This is a genomic window from Pseudomonas sp. xss_4, from assembly GCF_043104125.1.
GTDB classification, from domain to species: domain Bacteria; phylum Pseudomonadota; class Gammaproteobacteria; order Pseudomonadales; family Pseudomonadaceae; genus Aquipseudomonas; species Aquipseudomonas parafulva_B.
In genome coordinates, this window is the sequence record NZ_JBICKJ010000081.1 from 12,892 (window position 1) to 31,862 (window position 18,971).

The 18,971-nt window shown below is 67.2% G+C and carries 2 protein-coding genes; both read left to right on the forward strand.

Annotated features, from left to right (window positions below):
* Positions 1–10: 10 nt before the first annotated feature.
* Positions 11–1,564, forward strand: a complete 1,554-nt coding sequence (gene norR / locus ACF8GB_RS17385) for a nitric oxide reductase transcriptional regulator NorR (RefSeq protein ID WP_145257145.1) — start codon at positions 11–13, stop codon at positions 1,562–1,564.
* 186 nt (positions 1,565–1,750) lie between these two features.
* Entirely contained in the window at positions 1,751–18,913 is a 17,163-nt protein-coding gene (locus ACF8GB_RS17390) for a BapA/Bap/LapF family large adhesin (protein ID WP_392527366.1), read from the forward strand.
* Positions 18,914–18,971 lie beyond the last annotated feature (58 nt).

Sequence of the window (18,971 nt, forward strand, 5' to 3'; positions counted from 1 at the left end):
AGGAGTCCCTATGACTGCCAAGCCATTGCTTACCGCCTTGCTGCCACTGGTCAGCGACCTGTCCCGCGACCTGCCCGATCAGGAGCGCTATCGCCGTTTACTGCAAGCCATGCGCAGTCTGCTGCCCTGTGACGCTGCCGCCTTGCTCCGGCTCGATGGCCAATGGCTAGTGCCCTTGGCCGTGGACGGCCTGAGCCCAGATACCGTTGGCCGTCGCTTCAAGGTCAGTGAGCACCCACGTTTTCAGATTCTGTTGAGCAGCCCCTCCCCTACCCGCTTTGCCAGCGACTCCGAGCTGCCGGACCCCTACGATGGCCTGGTCAATACGCCGGACGTGGACCTTGAGGTTCACGACTGCATGGGTTGCCCCTTGATGGTCGATGAGCGCCCGTGGGGGCTGGTCACCCTCGATGCCCTGACGCCCGGCCAGTTTCAGAGCCTGGAGCTCGACGCCTTGCAAGCCTTTGCCAGCCTGGCCGCTGCCACCGTGACCGTGGCCGAGCGGATCGAACGCCTGGCCCTGCGCGCAGAAAACGAGCATCAGCGAGCAGAGGTGTATCGCCAGGCCAGTGGTCAGGACCGAGAGCTGATCGGCCAGAGCCCGGCCCACAAGCGCATGCTGGAGGAAATCCGATTGGTGGGCAGCAGCGACCTCACCGTGCTGATCACCGGCGAGACCGGGGTGGGCAAAGAGTTGGTAGCCCAAGCCCTGCACCAGGCGAGCAGCCGCGCCCACAAGCCGTTGATCAGCCTGAACTGCGCAGCGCTGCCCGACACGCTGGTGGAAAGCGAGCTGTTCGGCCACGTGCGCGGAGCCTTCACCGGCGCCCATGCAGAGCGCCGAGGCAAGTTCGAACTGGCCAATGGGGGCACGCTGTTTCTCGACGAGGTAGGCGAGTTGCCGCTAGCCGTACAAGCCAAGCTGCTGCGCGTGTTGCAAAGCGGGCAGTTGCAGCGGCTGGGCTCGGACCGCGAACACCACGTCGACGTGCGCCTGATCGCCGCCACCAACCGCGATCTGGCCGCCGAGGTGCGCAGCGGGCGATTGCGTGCCGATTTCTACCACCGCCTGAGCGTATATCCCCTGCATGTCCCCCCTCTGCGGGAACGAGCACGCGACGTGCTACTTCTGGCGGGCTACTTCCTCGAACAGAATCGCTCACGCCTGGGCTTGAGCAGCCTACGTCTGGACGCGGACACCCAGGCTGCACTTCTGTCCTACGACTGGCCGGGCAACGTGCGTGAACTGGAGCATCTGATCGGCCGCTCGGCGCTCAAGGCGTTGGGCCGACAAACGGTACGTCCCAGGATTTTGTCCTTGACCGCTGCCGACCTGGATCTTCAGCCACTTGCTTCGCTGCCTGCACAGCTCGCCCCCGCCCATGAAACGGCGGTGCCGGAACTGGGTGCTGGAGGCCTGCGCCAAGCGCTGGACACCTACCAACGCCAGTTGATTCAGGCCTGCCTGGATCAACATCAGGGCAACTGGGCAGCCACCGCAAGAGTGCTCGAACTCGACCGCGCGAACCTCAGCCGCTTGGCCCGGCGGCTGGGCATTCGCTAGGGATGCCTCACAAAAGGATTAACCCAGAAAGCCTCTGGTTGGTCTGAACACGGCTGCTATATCTCCTAAACGCCCACGCCTCGACTGACCGGTCGAGGCTGCCGCATCGCGTTCCAGAGGACCTGGTGCAGCAATGCCGGCCGCATTCAGGCCGGGGGGGATCAGTCGACCAGCAGGGAGCACTTCATGGAAAACATCGTCGTCGCCGATAAGCAGTCCGCCGTCGCCACCCAGAATGCCTGGGGCAATATCACTCTCAATGGCCCAGGCGTCGTGCAGATGCCCGTCGCGCCCGACCAGGTCGCCACCGTCACGCAACGCGGGCAGGATTTGATCGTCACGCTCAAGTCCGGCGAAAAGGTCACCATCGGTAATTTCTTCGCGTTGAACCAGGCAGGCGTCGGCAGCGACATGGTGTTCGTCGGCGAAGACGGCACCCTCTGGCAAGCCGAATACGATGCTCAGGCTTTCACCGGCTTCACCTTCAACGAAGTGGCTTCTCTGGACGAACTGGTTGCAGGCATCGGTACGGCGGGCGACGCGATGCCGACGTGGGCCATCGCAGGCTTGGGATTGCTCGGCGTGGGCGGCGGCGCGGCGGCGCTGGGCGGCGGTAGCGGCGGCGGCGGTGGTGGCGGTGCAGTACCTGACACCACGGCACCGGCAACCCCCATCGACCTGCTGGTTTCCCCGGATGGCCTGCGCCTGTCGGGGCGCGGTGAAGCGGGTGCGATCGTGAACATTCGTGATGCCGCTGGCAACCTGCTCGGTACCGGTACGGTCGGGGCCGATGGCAGCTTCGATATTGCGCTCAACGCCCCCCAGATCAACAACGAAAACCTGCAGGTGACCTTGACCGATGCAGCCGGCAATGTGTCTGCACCGGGCACCGTGACCGCGCCGGATGCGACCGCTCCGCTGGCGCCGACCGAACTTGCCATCGACGCTCAGGGTACAACGCTCACAGGCCGCGCCGAGCCCGGTTCCACGGTGTCGGTCAGAGGGGCTGACGGCGTGCTGCTGGGCTCGGCCACGGCTGGGGCGGACGGCTTGTTCAGCATTACCCTGCAACCGGCACAGACAGCGGGCCAGGCGTTGCAGGTCACGGCCGAGGATGCAGCGGGCAACACGTCCGCCGCAGCTGGTATTGTGGCTCCAGTGGTCGATGGCACCGACACCACCGCTCCTGATGCGCCCGTGGCGCTCGTTGTCTCCGCTGATGGCACGCGCCTGTCGGGCCGCGGCGAACCCGGCACCACGGTCAACGTTCGCGACCCTGCCGGCAATGTGATCGGCAGCGGCGTGGTGGGGGCCAATGGAGCCTTCGAGGTGGTGCTCACACCGGCGCAGCTTGATAGCCAGAACCTGCAAGTCACCCTGACCGACGCCGCTGGCAACGTCTCTGCACCGGGTGCCGTCGTTGCGCCAGACCTCACGGCGCCGCTCGCACCGACCAACCTGGCCGTCGATGCCCAAGGGGCCACCCTGACCGGGCGGGCCGAACCTGGGTCTACCGTTTCGGTACGCGGCCCTGGCGGTGCGTTGCTGGGCACCGCCATCGCGGGCGCCGACGGCCTGTTCAGCATCACGCTGCAACCCCCGCAGACCACTGGCCAGGCCCTGGCGGTGAGCGCTACCGACGCAGCAGGCAATACGTCGCCGGCAGCCAACATCACCGCGCCCTTGGTCGATGGCGGTGACACCACACCGCCGGATGCACCTGTGGACCTGGTGGTCGGCCTAGCCGGCACACAGTTGAGCGGCCGCGGCGAAGCCGGCACCACCGTGCAAGTGCGCGACGCGGCAGGCAACCTGCTCGCCACAGGCACCGTCGGTGCCGATGGCACCTTCACCGTCAGCCTGGACCCCGCCGTCAAGGACGGCAGCAGCCTCCAAGTCACCCTGACCGACGCAGCGGGCAACACTTCGCCAGCCGCCAGCGTGGCATCGCCAGACCTCGTGGGGCCTGCGCAACCCACCGACCTCGCCCTGACCGATGGCGTCACCTTCACCGGCCGCGGTGAGCCAGGCGCTACCGTGCAAGTGCGCGATGCCGCCGGCACCGTGATCGGCACAGGCACCGTGGGCGCAGACGGCGCCTTCAGCATCACCCTCTCCCCTGCCCAGGCCAACGGCCAGGCACTGGACGTACGCCTGGTCGATGCAGCAGGCAACGCCTCGGCGCCCTTGCAGTTCGACGCCCCTGACATCACTCCGCCAGAAGCGGTCACCAATGTGCTGGTCGGCCCTGGCGGCAACGTCATCAGTGGCCGAGGCGAGCCAGGTGCAACGGTCGAGGTGCGCGATGCGAACGGGACCCTGCTGGGCAGCGCCGTGGTCACTGCCAACGGCACCTTCCTGGTCAACCTCGACCCCGCCGTGCAACCCGGCGAGCAACTGAGCCTGGTGCAGACAGACCCTAGCGGCAACGCCTCGCCCGCCGTCGACTACGAAGTGCCCCTGACCCCAGCCCTGGAAAGCCCAGCCAACCTGGCGGTAAACGCCGACGGCACCGTGCTCACCGGTACTGCCCCGGCAGGCTCACGCGTCGAAGTGCGCGATGCCAGCGGTGCGTTGGTCGGCAGCGTCATCGCCAATGCCGACGGCAGCTTCAGCATCGACCTGAACCCGGCCCAGGCCAACGGCGAACTGCTGGATGTGGTGGCCATCGCCGACGATATATCGTCACTGCCCGCCCAGGTCACCGCCCCCGATATTACGGCCCCCGCCGCTCCCGCAGAGCTGGCAGTGAGCGCCGACGGCAGCGTGGTCACGGGCCGCGCCGAGCCGGGCAGCACCGTGCGCATTCTGGCCGCTGATGGCACTGAGTTGGGCTCGGCGGTCGTCGGCGCCACCGGCGTGTTCAGCATCACCCTGAACCCTGCCCAAGTGGATGGCGAAGTACTGCAAGCCACTGCCACCGATGCGGCGGGCAACGTATCCCAAGCCAGTGCAGTCACAGCACCGGACATCGATGGCGGTGGTGACGTCACACCGCCAGACGCGCCCGTGGACCTGGTCATCGGGCTAGCAGGCAGTCAACTGACTGGCCGCGGCGAAGCCGGTACCACCGTGCAAGTGCGCGACGCCGCAGGCAACCTGCTCGCCACGGGCACCGTCGGGGCCGATGGCACCTTCACCGTCAGTCTGGAACCCGCCGTCAAGGACGGCAGCAGCCTCCAAGTCACCCTCACTGACGCGGCAGGCAACACATCGCCAGCCGCCAGCGTGGCGTCGCCAGACCTCGTAGGGCCTGCCCAACCCACTGACCTGGCCCTGGCCGATGGCGTCACCTTCACCGGCCGCGGTGAGCCGGGTGCTACCGTGCAAGTGCGCGATGCCGCCGGCACCGTGATCGGTACAGGCACCGTGGGCGCAGACGGCGCCTTCAGCATCACCCTCTCCCCTGCCCAGGCCAACGGCCAGGCACTGGACGTACGCCTGGTCGATGGGGCAGGCAATACCTCGGCGCCCTTGCAGTTCGACGCCCCTGACATCACTCCGCCAGAAGCGGTCACCAATGTACTGGTCGGCCCTGGCGGTACCGTCATCGGGGGCCGAGGCGAGCCAGGTGCAACGGTGGAGGTGCGCGATGCGAACGGGACCCTGCTGGGCAGCGCCGTGGTCACTGCCAACGGCACCTTCCTGGTCAACCTCGACCCCGCCGTGCAACCCGGCGAGCAACTGAGCCTGGTGCAGACAGACCCTAGCGGCAACGCCTCGCCCGCAGTCGACTACGAAGTGCCCCTGACCCCAGCCCTGGAAAGCCCAGCCAACCTGGCGGTAAACGCCGACGGCACCGTGCTCACCGGTACTGCCCCGGCAGGCTCACGCGTCGAAGTGCGCGATGCCAGCGGTGCGTTGATCGGCAGCACCATCGCCAATGCCGACGGCAGCTTCAGCATCGACCTGAACCCGGCCCAGGCCAACGGCGAACTGCTGGATGTGGTGGCCATCGCCGACGATGTATCGTCACTGCCCGCCCAGGTCACCGCCCCCGATATCACGGCTCCCGCCGCTCCCGCAGAGCTGGCAGTGAGCGCCGACGGCACCGTGGTCACGGGCCGCGCCGAGCCGGGCAGCACCGTGCGCATTCTGGCCGCTAACGGCACCGAGCTGGGCTCGGCGGTGGTCGGCGCCACCGGCATGTTCAGCATTACCCTGAACCCTGCCCAGGTGGACGGCGAAGTGCTACAAGCCACTGCCACCGATCCATCGGGCAATGCATCCCAGGCCAGTTCGGTCACCGCGCCGGACATTGACGGCGGCGGCGATACGACGCCGCCTGAAGCGGCTTCCAACCTGGTAGTGGGTGTGGCGGGTACCCAGTTGAGTGGTCGCGGTGAAGCCGGAGCCACGGTCCAAGTGCGCAATGCGGCCGGTGACCTGATTGCAACCGGTACCGTGGCCGCCGATGGCACCTTTACTGTCAACCTGGACCCCGCCGTCAAAGACGGTAGCGACCTGCAGGTCACGCTCACCGATGCCGCTGGCAATGTGTCCGAGGCCGCGACCGTTACTTCCCCTGACTTGATCGCCCCGGTACAGCCAACCGAACTGGCGTTGGCTGGCGGCGTGACCCTGACTGGCCGCGGTGAAGCAGGTGCGACCGTGCAGGTCCGTACCGCAGCCGGTACCCTGATCGGCTCGGCAATTGTTGGCGACGACGGCCGGTTCACAGTCACCCTCTCTCCTGCCCAGGCCAACGGCCAGGCATTGGACGTACGCCTGGTCGATGCAGCGGGTAACACGTCTGACCCGCTGCAGTTCAACGCCCCGGACATCACGCCACCAGAAGCTGTGACCAACCTTCTGGTCGGGCCAGGGGGTACCGCACTCAGTGGTCGAGGCGAAGCCGGTGCCACGGTTGAAGTGCGTGACATCGATGGCAACCTGCTGGGTCGCGGCGTGGTTACCGCCAACGGCACTTTCCTGGTCAATCTCGACCCTGCCGCGCAGCCCGGTGAGCAACTGAGCCTGATCCAGGTGGACCCCAGCGGCAATGCTTCGATCGCCGTTACATTCGCGGTGCCAGCGACCAATCCGCCCGCCAGCCCTGCTGAACTGGCACTGTCAGAAGACGGTACCGCCCTGACCGGTACCGCCCCGGCAGGTACTCGGGTAGAAGTGCGCGGCGCGGACGGTGCGTTGCTGGGCAGCGCAGTCGCAGGCCCTGACGGCAGCTTCTCGGTCGAATTGGCACCCGCGCAGGCCAACGGCGAACTGCTCGATGTGGTCGCGATCGACGGTGCAGGGCTTTCTTCCCTGCCCACCCAGATCATCGCCCCGGACATCACTGCACCTGCAACGCCAAGCGAACTGGCCGTCAATGCCGACGGCACGGTACTCAGCGGACGTGGCGAGCCTGGCAGCACTGTGCGCGTGCTGGCAGCCGATGGCACCACGGTGTTGGGCAGTGCAGTGGTCGGCGCCACCGGCAGCTTCAGCATCACGCTGAACCCGCCGCAGGTCGACGGCGAGGTCTTGCAGGTCACGGCCACCGACGCGGCGGGCAACACCTCTGCTGGGGGCAATGTCACAGCGCCCGACATCGACGCCGTGGACAACACGCCGCCTGCACCTGCCACGGGCCTGGCCATCAACCTTGCCGGCGCGCAACTGAATGGGCGCGGCGAGGCTGGCGCCACCGTGCAGGTACGCGATGGTCAAGGCAACCTGTTGGCCAGCGGCACCGTCAATGCCGACGGTACCTTCCAGGTCACCCTAGACCCTGCGGTGAAGGACGGCAGCCCCCTGCAAGTCGTGCTCACCGATGCCGCCGGCAACGCCTCCACCCCAGCCACCGTGGTCAGCCCCGACCTGCTGGCGCCTGCCCAACCAACCGCGCTTGCCCTTGAAGGCGGCGTCACGCTGACCGGTCGCGGCGAGCCTGGCGCAACGGTGCAGGTACGCACTGCTGGCGGGGGCGTGATCGGCACCGGCCTGGTCGATGCAAACGGCAACTTCAGTATCACCCTGGCACCCGCGCAGGCCAACGGCGAAGCGCTCGATGTACGCCTGGTAGATGCCGCCGGCAACACCTCGACACCGCTGCAGTTCGAAGCGCCGGACATCACGCCGCCGGCTTCGGTAAGCAACGTGGTGGTGGGTAACGCCGGCCTGACCGTGGCCGGTCGAGGCGAAGCGGGCGCGCGCGTAGAAGTGCGCGATGCGAACGGTAGCGTAATCGGCAGCGGCATCGTGAGTGGCAACGGGACCTTCCTGCTCGAACTCAACCCACCTGCCCAGCCCGGCGCACGCCTGAACCTCGTGCAGACCGACCCAAGCGGCAATGCGTCCGAACCGCTGCTGTTCGACGTTCCTCTGGTTCCGGCCCCGGCCAGCCCGAGCGATCTGGTGGTGGCCGAGGACGGCACCAGCATCAGCGGCACGGCCCCGGCAGGCAGCCAGGTGCAGGTACGCGATGCCGATGGCAACGTAGTCGGCAGTGTGGTGGTAGGCGCCGGTGGCACATTCACCGTCGTGCTCAACCCGGCTCAGGCGAACGGCGAATTGCTCGACGTGGTGGCCATCGATGGCGCCGCAAATGCCTCCCTGCCTGTGCAGGTGACGGCGCCGGACATCACGCCACCGGCCATCCCCGGCGAGCTGCAAGTCAATGGCGACGGCAGCATCGTCACGGGGCGCGCCGAAGCTGGCAGTACCGTGCGCGTGCTGGCCGCTGATGCGGTCACTGTGCTGGGTTCGGCCGTAGTGGGTGCGACCGGTGTCTTCAGCATCACCCTGAATCCGCCACAAGTGGCCGGCGAGCAGCTGCAGGTCAATGCTACCGACGCCGCCGGCAATGCCTCATTGCCGGGCTCGGTCACTGCGCCTGTGATCGACAACGGCGGCGACACCACGCCGCCGCAACCTGCCACCGACCTGGTGATCAGCGCCAATGGCGCCACCGTTTCCGGGCGCGGCGAAGCCGGCACCACTGTCCAAGTGCGCAACGACCAGGGGCAACTGCTGGCATCCGGCACAGTACAAGCCGACGGCAGCTTCGTGGTGCAGTTGCAGACGCCGGTGATCGACGGCTCGGCGCTCCAGGTCACCCTCACCGATGCAGCGGGCAACATCTCCGTGCCAAGCTCGCTGGCCGCCCCTGACCAGGTGGCGCCGTTGCAACCGGCCAACCTGGCGCTGGAAAACGGCGTGACCTTGAGCGGTACGGCCGAGGCCGGCGCGCGCGTTGAAGTGCGCGACGCCGCCGGCACCCTGATCGGCAGCGCCATCGCACAGCCCGGCGGCACCTTTACCCTCACACTCGACCCGCCCCAGGCCAACGGTCAGGCCCTGTCCGTGACCGTCACCGACGCCGCAGGCAACAGCTCGGTGCCGCTAGGCTATGTCGCCCCCGACATCACGCCGCCGGTACCGGTCAGCAACGTGCAGGCAGGTGCGGGAAGCCTTGCCGTTGCAGGCAGGGGCGAGCCGGGCGCCACCGTGCAGGTGCGCAATGACGAGGGCCTGGTCATCGGCACGGGCACCGTCGCGGCCAACGGCACCTTCGTCGTCAACCTCGATGCGCCGTTGGTGGCCGGCCAGGCCATCACGCTGGTGCAGACCGATGCAGCCGGCAATGTCTCCACGGCGATAGACGTCACCGTTTCGCAAGCCCCCGTACCGGCTAGCCCGACCGACATCGTGGTGGCTGGCGACGGCACCTCGGTCAGCGGCACAGCCCCTGGCAACAGCCAGGTGGAAGTGCGCGATACGCAGGGCAATGTCATCGGCACCGTTCAGGCCAACCCTGACGGCAGCTTCACCGTGGGCCTCACACCGGCCCAGGCCAACGGTGAAACCCTGGATGTGGTCGCCATCGATGGCGACGGCACCCCTTCGTTGCCCGTGCAAATCGTCGCTCCCGACATCACGGCCCCCAATGAACCTACCGATCTGCAGTTGAGCACCAACGGCAGCGTGTTGACCGGACGTGGCGAGGCAGGGGCCACGGTGCAGGTCACCGATGCCGATGGCAACGTGCTCGGCACGGCTCAGATCGGTGCCAACGGCGTCATCAGCGTGCAACTGACGCCGCCGCAGACCGATGGTCAGACCCTGGAAGTCACCGTGCGCGATGGCGCAGGCAATACCTCGAGCGCCACCGTCACGGCGCCCGATCTGGACGGCCCGTTGCAGCCTTCCGCGTTGGCTATCGACACCGCGGGTATCCATCTGACCGGTGTAGGTCAGGTCGGCTCGATCATTACCGTACGCGACGCAGACGGCGCTGTGCTGGGCAGCGCAACCGTGGGCGCCGACGGACGCTTCGACGTCACCCTGTCCGCTGCCCAGCGCAACGGCGAAAACTTGAGCGTGGAAGCCACCGACAACCTGGGCAACAGCGCAGGCCCGGTACCCTTCACTGCGCCGGATACCACGCCACCCCAACTGGTCGCCGACGCCGTCATCAACGGCGCAGGCAGCGTGGTGAGCGGCACTGGCGAAGCCGGCGCCACGGTGACCGTGCGCGGCCCGAACGGCGCCGTATTGGGCTTTGCCCAAGTAGGCGACAACGGCGCATTCTCGGTCACGCTCGACCCCGCGCAGACCAATGGCCAGGTGCTGAGCGTCGAACAGCGCGATGCCGCCGGCAACCTGTCCCAGGCCGTCGACCTGACTGCACCAGACAATGAACCGCCGGCCATCCCCGGCACCCTGCTGGTGTCCGCTGATGGCACCGTCGTCACGGGCACGGGCGAGCCCGGCGCACAAGTCACGGTGACCGGCGTCGCCGGCATCGTGCTGGGCACTGCCGAGGTCCAAGCCGACGGCAACTTCAGCGTTACCCTGGTACCGGCGCAACTCGGTGGCCAGGCGCTATCAATCACCCAAACCGACCCTGCCGGCAACGCCTCCGTTCCTGGCACCTTGACGGCGCCTGACCTCGAACCGCCTGTGGCGGCTGTTGGCCTCACGCTCAATGGCGCAGGGAATGTACTGAGCGGCCGAGGTGAGGCCGGGACCACTGTCGAGGTCCGCGATGTCGCCGGCAATGTGCTGGGCAGCGTCGAAGTAGGGGTCGATGGCAACTTCGAAGTCCCTCTCACCCCTGCACAAACCAATGGTGAAGTGCTGTCGGTAATCCTCATCGACGCACAGGGCAACCTGTCACCTCCAACCACGCTCACGGCTGACGACAGCACTCCACCGTCAACCGCCACGGGTCTGGTCATCACCCCGGGCGGCACTGCCATCCAGGGCGTTGGCGAACCTGGCGCCACGGCAGAAGTACGTGCCGCTGACGGCACCGTGCTGGGCAGCGTCGTGGTGCCTGAGGGCGGCAATTTCATCGTCCCCGTGTCACCTGCGCAGCTCGATGGGCAAGTGCTGGACGTCGTGCTGATCGACGGTGCCGGCAACGTTTCGTTGCCCGGTCAGGTCACCGCGCCGGACATCACCCCACCTGCGCAACCCACTGGCGTTGTGGTCAGCGAAGACGGCACCACCGTCACCGGCAACGCACCTGGCGCCCAGACCGTCACGGTACGCGACAGTGCCGGGGGCCAAGTCACTGTCCCAGTAGACGCCGACGGCGGCTTCAGCGTGACGCTGCCCACCCCGCAGAACAATGGAGAGACGGTCACCGTCGTGGTCACCGATCCGACTGGCAATGCGTCGGCGCCGATCAGCGTGACAGCACCGGACAACACCGATCCGCTGCCAGCTACCGATGTCAGCGTGAGCCCCGATGGCACCACGGTCGGCGGCACGGCCGAACCTGGCAGCACGGTGGTCATCCGCAATCCTGATGGCTCCGAGCGCGGCAGTGAAACGGCAGGCCCGGACGGCACCTTCGTGATCCCGGTCGACCCGCCCCTGAGCACGGGCGAAACGGTCGACGTGGTCGTGATCGACCCGGCCGGCAACGCCTCCACCGAAGTACAGCTGCAAGGCCCGACCGGCAACGAAGTCGCGGCCCCAAGCAACCTGGCGATCAGCGACGACGGCTTCCTGCTGACCGGCCAGGGCACCGTCGGTACCTTGATTACCGTGACATCCGCCGGTACCACGTTGGGCACGGCGACGGTTGGCACCGATGGCATCTTCCGCGTGTTCTTCCTCAATGCCCAGCTCAATGCGCAGAAATTGCAGGTCACCGCGCGAGCGACGGCAGGCGGTCAGCCCTCGGTGCCAGCCACCGTGGTCGCCGAAGACACCACACCACCGGATGCACCGACAAACGTGGCCATCGACCGGATCGGCAGCACCTTGACCGGCCAGGGCGAAGTGGGCGCCACCGTGCGCGTCAGCGATAGCCTGGGCAACTTCCTGGGCAGCGCGACCGTGGGCAGCAATGGCCTGTTCACGATCAACTTCGTTCCGCCAGTGGCCAATGCCCAGAACCTGATCGTGACCCAGGCGGACGCGGCCGGTAACGTGTCATTGGCCGCGACCTTGCAAGCCCCCGATCTGCAGGCACCTCTGGCTGCCGACAACCTGAGCCTGAACAACGCGGCCACGGTCGTCAGCGGCCAGGGTGAGGCCGGGGCGCTGGTGACGATTCGCGATGCCAGCGGCGCGGTACTGGCCACCGGTACCGTCAACCAGAGTGGCCAGTTCCAGATCACCCTGCCCAGCGCCCAGACAACCGGTAGCGCGCTGCAGGTCACCCTCAGCGATGCAGCCGGCAACGTGTCGGCACCGGCCAGCCTGGCCACGCCAGATCGCACACCGCCGGCAGCCGTGAGCGACGCGCAGTTGAGCGGCGATGGCCGGCAGCTGTCCGGCAGCGGTGAACCCGGCGCTACCGTGCAGGTGCGCAACGCCTCCGGCGCCGTGCTGGGAACGGCGACTGTGGGTGTGGACGGCCGCTTTACCGTGGTGTTCGATACGCCCCAGGCCAATGGCCAAGCCATCGGCGTCACCCAGGTCGATGCCGCCGGCAACACCTCGGTTGCCGTCAACCTCACCGCGCCAGACCTCACACCCCCGGCTGCCCTGACCAACGTGGTGCTGAACAACAACGGCCTGACCCTGACCGGCCTGGGCGAAGCAGGCGCCACCGTCAGCGTACGCGGGGTCGACGGCACCATCCTCGGTACAGGACTGGTCGCGGCCAATGGCAGCTTCACCCTGACCCTGGACAGCGCGCAGCTCAACGCGCAGCGCCTGAGCGTCACCCAGACCGATGCGGGCAACAACACATCGGTGGCGGTTGCCGTGACTGCGCCGGACTTTACGGCACCCGACGCGCCGATCGACCTGCTGCTCGCCCCTTCAGGCCTGCAAATGACCGGCAGCGCCGAAGCAGGCAGCACGGTGACCGTGCGCGACAGCGCCGGCAACGTGCTGGGCACGGCAGTCGCCGCTGCCAACGGCACCTTCCAGATCACCCTCAATGCTCCCCAGACCAACGGTCAGGCCTTGCAGGTGACCGCCACCGACGCTGCCGGCAATGTCTCGACCGCTGCGCCCTATACCGCAGCAGACACCACGCCGCCGCCCGCCGTCAGCAACCTGGCCGTGTCCGCCGACGGCGCGAGCCTGGTGGGCACCGGTGAGGCCGGCGCCACCGTGCGCGTCAGCGCAGCCGATGGCAGCCTGCTGGGCACAGCCGTGGTCGCAGCCGACGGTCGTTTCAATGTCAGCCTGAGCCCTGCGGCACTGGTGGGTGAAACCCTCAGCGTGGTGCAAGCCGATGCAGCGCAGAACGTATCGCCTGCCCAATCGATCAACGCCCCTGGGCCCTTGGCACCGGCAACCCCGGCAGACCTGGTCCTGGCAGCCGACGGGCTATCGGTATCGGGAACGGCAGCCAGCGGCACCACCGTCAACGTGTACGGCACCAATGGGCAACTCCTGGGCAGCAGCCCAGTGGCCAATGACGGCAGCTTCACGGTCAACCTTGGCAGCGCGCAGGCCAACGGCGAAGTGCTGCTGATCGCCGCCACTGGCACCGACGGCGCGGTTTCGCTACCTGCCACGCTGCAGGCGCCGGACACCACGGCGCCGCTGTCGCTGACCGGCCTGGTGCTGTCTGGCGATGGCCTGGTCGTGACCGGCCGCGGCGAGCCGGGCGCTACCGTGACCATCACCGGCGAGGGTGGTATCGAACTCGGCACCGCCGTGGTCGATGCCGCTGGCAACTTCAGCGCCACGCTGGCGACGGCACAACTGGACGGCGAGCTGCTCAATGCCAGCCAGGCCGATGTGGCTGGCAACGAATCGAACAGCGTCAGCCTTACCGCGCCAGACCGCACCGCGCCAACACCTGCACAGGACCTGGCGTTCGCTGGCGGTGGCAGCCTGCTCAACGGTACAGGTGAGCCAGGCGTCACCGTGCGGGTGATCGCTGCCGACGGCAGTGTTCTGGGTACCGACACCGTGCGCGTCGATGGCACCTTCCAGGTCAACCTCACGGCGCCTCAGGCCAATGGGCAACAGGTCCAGGTGCTGCTGACCGACGCCGCCGGCAACCAATCGGGCGCCAGCGTCATCACCGCGCCCGACACCACGCCGCCAACCGCACCGGCGGAGCTGGCGGTTTCCAGCGACGGCGCCACCATTACGGGGCGCGGCGAAGCCGGCGCAGAAGTGACCGTCACCAACGCAGCGGGTGAGGACATCGGCAGGGCCATCGTCGATGCCAGCGGCAACTTCACGCTGACCCTCGACCCGCCGCTCACCAACGCCGAGGTGCTGAGCTTCACCCAGGCCGATGCGGCCGGTAATGTCTCGCCGATCGCCACCTTGCAAACGCCTGACTTCACCCCACCAGCGCCATTGACTCAGGTGGCAATCAACGCCGATGGCAGCGTGGTCACCGGCTTGGGTGAGCCGGGATCCACGGTAACCGTCAGGGATGCAGCGGGCGTGGCGCTGGGCACGGGCACGGTCCTGGCAGATGGCAGCTTCCGTGTGGACCTGTCGCCGGCTCAGGTCGATAACCAGGTGCTATCCGTGCTGCAGGCCGACCCACCTGGCAACGTCAGCGAGGCGGTCACGGTGCAGGCGCCCGACCTGACGCCGCCAGCAGCGGCGACCGAGTTGCGCCTCAATGCGGCAGGCGACACCCTAGGTGGCGTCGGCGAAGTGGGCGCCACCGTGCGGGTGTTCGTGGGCACGACGCAGATCGGCACGGGAGTGGTGAGCGCCGCAGGCACCTTCACCATCGCCCTGCAAACCCCGCAGCTCAATGGCGAGCGGTTGCAGGTGACCCTGACCGATGCTGCCCAGAACGTCTCGCCGGTCAGCACCCTGACTGCCCTGGACATCACGCCCCCTGAAGCGGTGGTGGCGACCATCAACAGCAGCGGCACCCAGGTAGTCGGCACAGCCGAAGTCGGGGCGCGCGTCACGGTGCTCAACAGCCAGGGCGACCTGGTCGGCCAAGTGGTCGTCGCCGCTGACGGCCGCTTCGTGATGGCACTGACGCCGGCACAGATCAACGGTGAAGTGCTGACACTCATCGCCCAGGATGCCACCGGCAACCCATCGCCCGGCGTGGAACTGCAAGCACCTGACCTCACCCCACCGGTGCAGCCGGGTGACCTTGTGCTCAATGCCACCGGCCAGACCCTCACCGGTACGGCCGAAGCCGGCACCACCATCAGCGTGCGCGGGCCGGACGGTGTCGAAGTCGGCACCGCCCAGGTAGCGGCGGGCGGTGCCTTCACCGTCGCCCTGAACCCAGCCCAGAACAACGGCCAGCTTCTGACCGTGGTCTCCATCGACGCAGCAGGCAACGCGTCGATCCCGGCCACCTTGCTGGCCCGGGATACCTCGCCGCCCGGTGCCGTTACAGACCTGGCGGTGGACAACACCTTCACCGTGATCACAGGCCGTGGCGAGCCAGGCGCAACCGTCACCATCAGCAAAAACGGGACGGTGATCGGTACCGGTGAAGTCAGCGACGCCGGGACCTTCCAGATCGTCACCAGTCCGCCTGCCGGCTCAGTGGCGTCGCTGGTGGTCTACCAGACCGATGCGGCGGCCAATACGTCTGCCAGCATCACCTTCGTCACGCCGTTGGCACCTCCTCCGGTACCCCCTACCAACGTCGTGCTGGCCAGCGATGGCCTGACCTTGTCGGGCAATGCGCCTTCGGGAACGGGCATTCGGGTATACGATGCGGCGGGCAACCAGATCGGTGTCGGCGGCGCCACCTTGAACGGCACGTTCAGCCTGCAACTGACGGCCGCACAACTCAACGGGCAGCAACTGACCGTCACGGCCGTTGCCTTGATTGGCGGCGAGTCGCAGCCAACCTTCGTGGTGGCGGCAGACATCACCCCGCCTGCAAACCCGGTCATCGCCGCGCTGTCGAGCAATGGCCTGGTACTGACCGGCACCGGCGAAGCGGGCGCGACAGTGACCGTGCGCAGCGCCGGCAATGCGGTGCTGGGCACCGGGCAGGTCAACGCCGCCGGCGAGTTCAGCATCAACCTGAACGCACCGCAGTTGAACGGCCAGGTGCTGACCGTCAGCCAGACCGACGCGGCGGGCAACGCCTCTGGCAACACCGCCTTCACCGCGCCTGACGTCCAACCACCTGCTGCGCCGACCAACGTGGTGGTCAACGGTGCGGGCACCGTACTGACCGGCAACGGTGAAGCAGGCGCTACCGTTACCGTGCAAGGCCCAGGAGGCCAGGTCGGTACCGGTGTGGTGCAGGCCAACGGCACCTTTACCATCGCCCTGAGCTCACCACAGAACGATGGGCAACTGCTGGTGGTACGCCAGACCGATGCCGCCGGTAACCTGTCCGGCAGCGCCAGCGTGCTCGCACCCGACACCACGCCGCCTGCCGCGCCGCTTGCCACCATCAACCCCACCGGCACCGCCGTCAGCGGCTCGGGCCAGGTCGGCAGCACGGTGCAGGTGCGTAACAGCGCCGGCACCGTGCTGGGCACTGCCACGGTCGGCAGCAACGGGTTGTTCGTGGTCAGCCTGGCGGCTGCGCAGATCGACAACCAGGCGCTGTCGGTTACGCTCACGGACGCAGCTGGCAACGTTTCAACGCCTACGGCATTGACGGCGCCGGACTTCACCCCGCCAGCGGTCGCCGGCAACCTGCAGGTCAATGCCGACGGTACCAGCCTGACCGGTACCGGCGAGCCCGGCGCCATCGTCACCGTGCGCAGCGCGACCGGCACGGTGCTGCAAACCGGTACCGTGCAGCCTAACGGCAGCTTCACCGTGACCTTGAACCCACCGCAGGACAATGGCCAGCTGCTGTCGGTGACCTTGAGCGACCCACGCGGCAACGTGTCGGGCAATGTCACCGTTACCGCGCCCGATGTGGACGCCAACGCACCGGTCATCGCCAGTGACAACCTGGCCACTGCCGTGGTCAACCTTGCGCCCGTCGTCAGCAGCCGCACCTACCAGGACTCGTTCAGCACCCTGCTGGCAGGCTTCAGCAAGACCTTTACCTGGACAGTTGGCGCAGGGACAACGGCGGACCCGACGCTGACGCTCAACACAGGCAGTGCCTTGGCCTTGCTGGACAGCGCCACCTTCACCTTGCAGGTAAAAAATGCCAGTGGCGCCTGGGTGACGCTGGCCACCGGCAACAGCCAGGGCCTGCTCGACCTGGTATTGCTGCCGCTGGGCCAAGGCCTGCGCGTGGACATCGGCGAGCTGCGTGCCGGTGACTACCGGCTGACCGTGGGCAGCGGCGGCATCGGCCTGCTGACCACGGTCAACACCACGTTGCAGGTCGATACCACCAGCCTGACCCAGTTCACCGGTACAGGCGCTGCAACGTCCGGCAACGTGGTCACCGACGTGGGTATCGATGGCACTACCGATGCGCGTGGGCCGGACAGCGACGCGGTCCTGCAGGTGCTCAAAGGCGGGAGCTACGTGACCGCTGGCAGCGCCACCACGGTGCAGGGCCAGTACGGGACGCTGGTGATCAGGGGCGATGGCAGCTACACCTACACCCCCAACGGCAGCCCGAGCAGCGTCGGCAAGGTGGATGTATTCAGCTATCAACTGGTGCATCCGAACGGCAAGTCCGACACCGCCAACCTGTACGTGCGCATCGACAGCCCTCAAGCCACCGAGGTGTGGAGCAACACCAACTATGCAGCGCCAGCCACCGTGGTGGATGCGGTGAACGACGTCGACAACACCAACATCAGCCTGGTGAACCTGCAAACCAGCAGCACCACCACGTTCTCACCGCTGTCCTTGCCGGTGCTCGGTACCCGCTCGGCCACCTACACCACCACCGTGGCAGCCAACACCACTGCTGATGTACAGGTCGTGCTCAACTCCACCAACCTGCTGACCCTGCTCAACGGCACCACGCTCGAGCTGCTCAAGCTCAACCCGGCCACCGGGCAGTACGTGACGGTGCAGACAGTGGGTGGTGGCTCATTGGTGACCCTGCTGGGCGGCGGTGCGGGCTACACCTTCCAGAACCAGGGCGCCGGCACCTACCACGTGCGGGTCACCGCAGGCGGCATTGGGCTGCTCAGCTCGCTGACCACCACGGTCAATGCCACGGCCACTCACCTCAACGAGTTCGTGGTGGGCAGCTACACGCCGGTCACCGGCAACCTGCTGACCGACGGCGCGGGCGCCGACAACCTGGGCTCGCCCCTGACGGTGCTGAGCGTGCTGACGGCGGCGAACACCTTCACCATTCCGGGCTATAACGGGGCCATTGTCCAGGGCAATTACGGTACCTTGGTGGTACAGGCCGACGGCAGCTACGCCTATACCCTCGACGCCGGTCTCAGTTCGTCGGTGATCGGGCAACGGGAAGTGTTCACCTACGAGCTGACCCACCCCAACGGCACCACCGACACCGCCACGCTCACCATCAACCTTGACCCAGTCACCGGCTTTGCCGCCACCGCTGCGATCATGGCGGACACCGGTGAAGAGGGCGCGGCGCTGGCCAGTGTCGCCGCAGTCGCTGCCAGCGAGGTGATCGCCGGCACCGATGGCGATGACACGCTGGTGGCCAGCACCGGTAGCGCGGTCGCGCTCGACGGGGGCGCGGGCAACGATACGCTGGTCATCAGCGACCAGGCCTTTGCCAGCATCAACGGAGCAAGCGGAAGCGACACCCTGCTCTGGAATGGCGGCGATGCCAGCATCGACCTGGGCAACCTGGTCGGGCGGGTGCACGAGATCGAAACCATCGACCTCAACGACACCAGCGCAGTGACCCTGACATTGACCCTGGCCGATGTGGTGGCGGTCACCGACAGCGCCAGCGACACGCTGATCATCAAGGGGGACGAAAGTGACTCGGTTCACATGACCGACACCTGGAGCAAGGTGGGGAACCAAACTGCCGACGGTATCGACTATAACCAATACACGGCCCAGGAGGATCCGAGTCACCACTTGTGGGTGCAAAGCGGTATCCATGTGGTCTGAGGCCGCTGCAAACCCGCCGGGTACACCCCCGGCGGCAAGGACGATGACCAGCAGTAAG